Raw genomic sequence first — 4,369 nt, forward strand, 5'->3', positions numbered from 1 at the left:
ATCCGGCGATGGTCGCGGCGCGCATGCGGTTCGGCGGGCTGCGCCGCTACGCCGGCATCGCGCTGGATGTGTACTTCGACCACCGTCTGGCGCGCGAGTGGTCGCGCTGGAACGGGCCGGACGCACCGCTGGCGGCGTTCAGCGGCAGCGGAACAGCGGGCGCGCACCCGTGACATAGTGGCGGGTCGTGGCATAACCGCTGCTGCGGCCAAAGCCGAGGCCGAAACCACGCTCGCTCTCCGCATTGGGCAGGAAGGTTTCGACCGCTTCGCGGATCCGGCGCTGGATCAGGGCACTGCGATTGCGGATGCGGGCTTGGGTCTGGGTGTTCATGACGTTCTCCGTTGTTGGTGTGGTAGTAATGTAATACACCAAAACAAGAAAACACCCTGCCGGAAGTCACGATCATGCGCATCGCATGCGAACAGTCAGAAATCATTCAGGGATCGAAACGGGCTTCGTCCCTGCGCGACGCAAGGGGTGCCCGGCCTTACGGGCCGTCGAGGTGACGCTCAGGCGTGCCCACCCGCCTGCGGCGTTTGCGCTTCCAGCGACTCCAGCTCGTGCGCCAACGCCTCGGGCGAATGCGTGTACTTTGCCAGCAGCGCATAGAACGCCGGCACCACGAACAGCGACAGCAGGGTCGAGAAGGACACACCGAACACGATCACTATCCCGATCGTGGCGCGACTGGCCGAGCCCGGGCCGCCGAAGACGACCAGCGGCAACGCGCCCATCACGGTGGCGATCGATGTCATCAGGATCGGTCGCAGGCGGATCGCCGATGCCTCGACGATGGCCTCGTGGATGCTGCGTCCGGCATCGCGCAGCTGGTTGGCGAACTCCACGATCAGGATGCCGTTCTTGGCCGCCAGGCCGACCAGCATCACGATGCCGATCTGGGAGAACAGGTTCATCGTGCCGCTCGTGATCCACAATCCGAGCAGCGCACCAAGCACGCCCAGCGGCACGGTCAGCATGATCACCAGCGGATGCAGGAAGCTCTCGAACTGCGCCGCCAGCGCCAGGTAGACGATCAGCAGCGCCAGCGCGAAAGTCACCAGCACTTCACTGCCCGACTGCTGCAGTTCGCGCGATTCGCCCTTCCAGCTGATCTGCGCATAGTCGGGCAGGCTTTCCCGCGCCGTCTGCTGCGCCCAGGCCACCGCCTCGCCCAGCGGGTAGCCTTGCGCCAGCCGCGCGCTCAGGGTGATCGAGCGCAGCCGGTTGAAGCGGTTGAGCGTGCCGGGTTCGGCGATCTCGTGCAGGCTGACGAGGTTGGACAGCGGCACCAGGCCATCGCGCCCGTGCACCTGCAGCGACTCCAGCGCGGCCACCGAATCGCGGCCGGCACGATCGGACTGCAGCATGACGTCGTACTCCTCGCCGTCATCGACGAAGGTGGTGGCGCGAACCCCGCCCATCATGGTCTGCAGCGCCTGCCCGATGTCGGACGCCGACACGCCGAGGTCGGCGGCGCGCTGGCGGTCGATCACCACGCGCATCTGCGGGCGGGTTTCCTTGTAGTCGGAATCCGGGCCGACGAAGCCGGGGTTGTCCGCCATCTTCGCCAGCATGATGTCGCGCCACTGCGCGAGCTCCTTGTAGTCCGGCCCGCCCAGCACCAGCTGGAACGGCTGGCCACGGGTGCGCACCAGACCGCCGCCGACCATGGTGCGCACGCGCACGCCGGTCAGGCCGGTGAACTTGCGTTCCAGCTCGCCGGCCAGCTCGGCCGTGCTCTTCTCGCGCTGGTCCCATGGCTGCAGGAAGATCATGCCGCGCCCGGTATGCATTTCCTCGCTGGCGCCGAAGCTGCCCGGCACGCGCGGATTGGCGCGCAGGATGGGTTTGTCCGGACCGGTCTCGGTGGCGAGGATGGCCTCGACCTTCTTCATCTGTGCAACGGTGTAGTCGTAGCCTGCGCCTTCCGGTCCTTCCATCATCAGCATGAAGGAGCCACGGTCTTCGGCGGGGGCCAGTTCACTGGGCAACGTCTTGAACAGGGCCAGCAGGCCGACCAGCGCCACCAGCATCAGCGCGCCAAACAGCCAGATCCGGTGGACGTGACGGTCCAGCACCCGCCGATAGCCGTCGGCCAGCCGCAGGAAGCGGGCGTTGAGCCATGTGCTGACGCGGTTTTCATGCACCGCGCGCACGCCGACGTGCGGCCGCAGCAGCTTGGAGGCGAGCATGGGGGTCAGGGTCAGCGCGACGAAGGCCGAGATCGCCACCGCCGCCGCCATCGCCACCGACAGTTCGCGGAACAGCCGGCCGGTATTGCCCTGCAGGAACCCGACCGGCAGGAACACCGCGATCAGCACCGCCGTGGTCGCCAGCACCGCGAACCCGACCTGGTGGGTGCCCCGCCTAGCGGCCACCAGCGCCGGCTCGCCCAGATCGACGCGGCGCTGGATGTTCTCCACCACCACGATGGCATCGTCGACCACCAGCCCGATGCACAGCACCAATGCCAGCAGGGTCAGCAGGTTGATCGAGAAACCGAACGCGTACAGCGCGATGAACGCGGCGATCACGCATACCGGCACCGTCACCGCCGGGATCAGCGCCGCGCGCACGCTGCCGAGGAACAGCCAGATCACCAGCAGCACCAGCGCGATGGCTTCCAGCAGGGTCTCGTACACGCGTTCGACCGAGGCGGAGATGAAGGTGGTGCTGTCGTAGGCGACGTAGATGTCGGTGCCGGCCGGCAGGGTCGGGCGGATCCGGTCGGCTGCGGCCCTGGCCTCCTCCGCCACCTCGAGGCTGTTGGCGGTCGAGGTCTTGACGATGCCGATGCCCATCGCCGGTTCGCCGTTGCTGCGGTAGTAGGCGCGGCGCTCGGCCGACTCCAGCGCCACCCGCGCCACGTCGCCCAGCCGCACCACGTAACCGTCGCTGCCCTTGCCCAGGGGCATCTGCGCGAACGCTTCCGGCGTGGTGTAGTCGCGCGCAACCCGCAGGATGAAATCGCGGTCGGTGGATTCGATCCGGCCGGCGCCCAGCTCGACGTTCTCCGCGCGCAGCGCGCGCTCGACGTCGGCCGGCGTCAGCCCGCGCGCCGCAAGCCGGTTGCCGTCCAGCCAGATCCGCATGGCATAGCGCTGGCTGCCGCCGAGGAAGACCCGGGCCACGCCCTGCAGGCTGGAGAAACGGTCGACCAGGTAGCGCTGCGCATAGTCCGACATCTGCATCTGATCCATGCTGGTCGAGCGCAGGTTGAACCAGAGGATCGCGTCGGAATCGGCCTCGACCTTGGTGATCTCGGGCGGGCGCGCCTCCTCGGGCATGCGGTCGGCCACGCGGCTGACCGCATTGCGGACGTCGTTGGCCGCGGCCTCGATGTCGCGGCTGGCGTAGAACTCGATGCTGATCCGCGAGCTGCCGTTCTGGCTGTTGGAATCGATGGTGTTGATGCCCTCGATGCCGGCCAGCGCGTCTTCGAGCGGTTTGGTCACCCGGGTTTCGATCACGCCGGCGGAGGCGCCCGGATATTCCACCTGCACCGAGACGATCGGCGGGTCGATCGCCGGCAGCTCGCGCAGGGTCAGGCGCAGGAACGACATCACGCCGAGCACGACCAGCAGCAGGCTCATCACCACGGCCAGCACCGGCCGCTTGATCGAAAGATCGGACAGCCGCATGGCCTAGCGCGCCGCCCCGGCGTCGGGCTTGGCGTCGGTCGTCACCGCCATCCCCGGCTGCAGCTTGCCGGTGCCCTCGACCACGATCCGCTCGCCCGGCTTCAGGCCGGACTGCAGCATGACCTTGCCGGGGATCCGCCCGCCCACCACGACATCGGCCTTCCCGACCTTGCCGTCGCCGCCGATCCGCCAGACGAAGGTTTCGCCACCCACCTGCTGCACGGCGATTTCCGGCACCACGACCGCCTGGCGGGTGGAACGCACCAGGCTGACGTCGACCAGCATGCCGGGCTTGAGCAGCCGGTCGGGATTGGGAAAATCGGCGCGCACGGTCGCGGCGCGTGTGGCGCTGTCCAGCCGCGCCGAAACCGTGTCCACGGTGCCGGTGAAGCTCCGGTCCGGCCAAGCGCCGACGCGCCCGGTGACGGCCTGCCCCGGCGCCACCTCGGCCAATTCCGTTTCCGGCACCGGGAAATCGACATAGACGCGCGAAATGTCGTCGAGGGTCGCGATCACCGTTCCCGGCGTCACCAGCGCGCCCGGGCTGACCTGGCGGATGCCCAGCACGCCGGCAAAGGGCGCGCGGATCACCCGATCGGACAGGTTGGCGCGGATCTGCGCCACTTGCGCGCTGGCGGCATCGCGGCTGGCGCGGGCGCTGTCCAGCGCCGCGCGGGCCACCAGTTGTTGCCCTGCCAGCTGATTCATGCGTTGGAACTGCTGCC

3 protein-coding genes are annotated in these 4,369 nt (G+C 68.3%); all 3 read right to left on the reverse strand.

Annotation, left to right across the window (positions count from 1 at the left end):
- Positions 1 to 138: 138 nt before the first annotated feature.
- Entirely contained in the window at positions 139 to 333 is a 195-nt protein-coding gene (locus Q0X16_RS07385; protein WP_297832703.1) for a hypothetical protein, read from the reverse strand.
- 179 nt (positions 334 to 512) lie between these two features.
- Complete coding sequence (locus tag Q0X16_RS07390; RefSeq protein ID WP_297832706.1) at positions 513 to 3,644, reverse strand: efflux RND transporter permease subunit; 3,132 nt, start codon at positions 3,642 to 3,644, stop codon at positions 513 to 515.
- A gap of 3 nt (positions 3,645 to 3,647) precedes the next feature.
- On the reverse strand, positions 3,648 to 4,369 hold a 722-nt coding region (locus tag Q0X16_RS07395; RefSeq protein ID WP_297832709.1), incomplete at its 5' end, for an efflux RND transporter periplasmic adaptor subunit.

Source organism: Thermomonas sp., assembly GCF_025993755.1.
In the GTDB taxonomy this organism is placed as follows: domain Bacteria; phylum Pseudomonadota; class Gammaproteobacteria; order Xanthomonadales; family Xanthomonadaceae; genus Thermomonas.

Coding starts and splice junctions, on each gene's coding strand:
- Q0X16_RS07385 (WP_297832703.1), bottom strand. CDS start 333: ATGAACACCCAGACCCAAGCCCGCATCCGCAATCGCAGTGCCCTGATC.
- Q0X16_RS07390 (WP_297832706.1), bottom strand. CDS start 3,644: ATGCGGCTGTCCGATCTTTCGATCAAGCGGCCGGTGCTGGCCGTGGTG.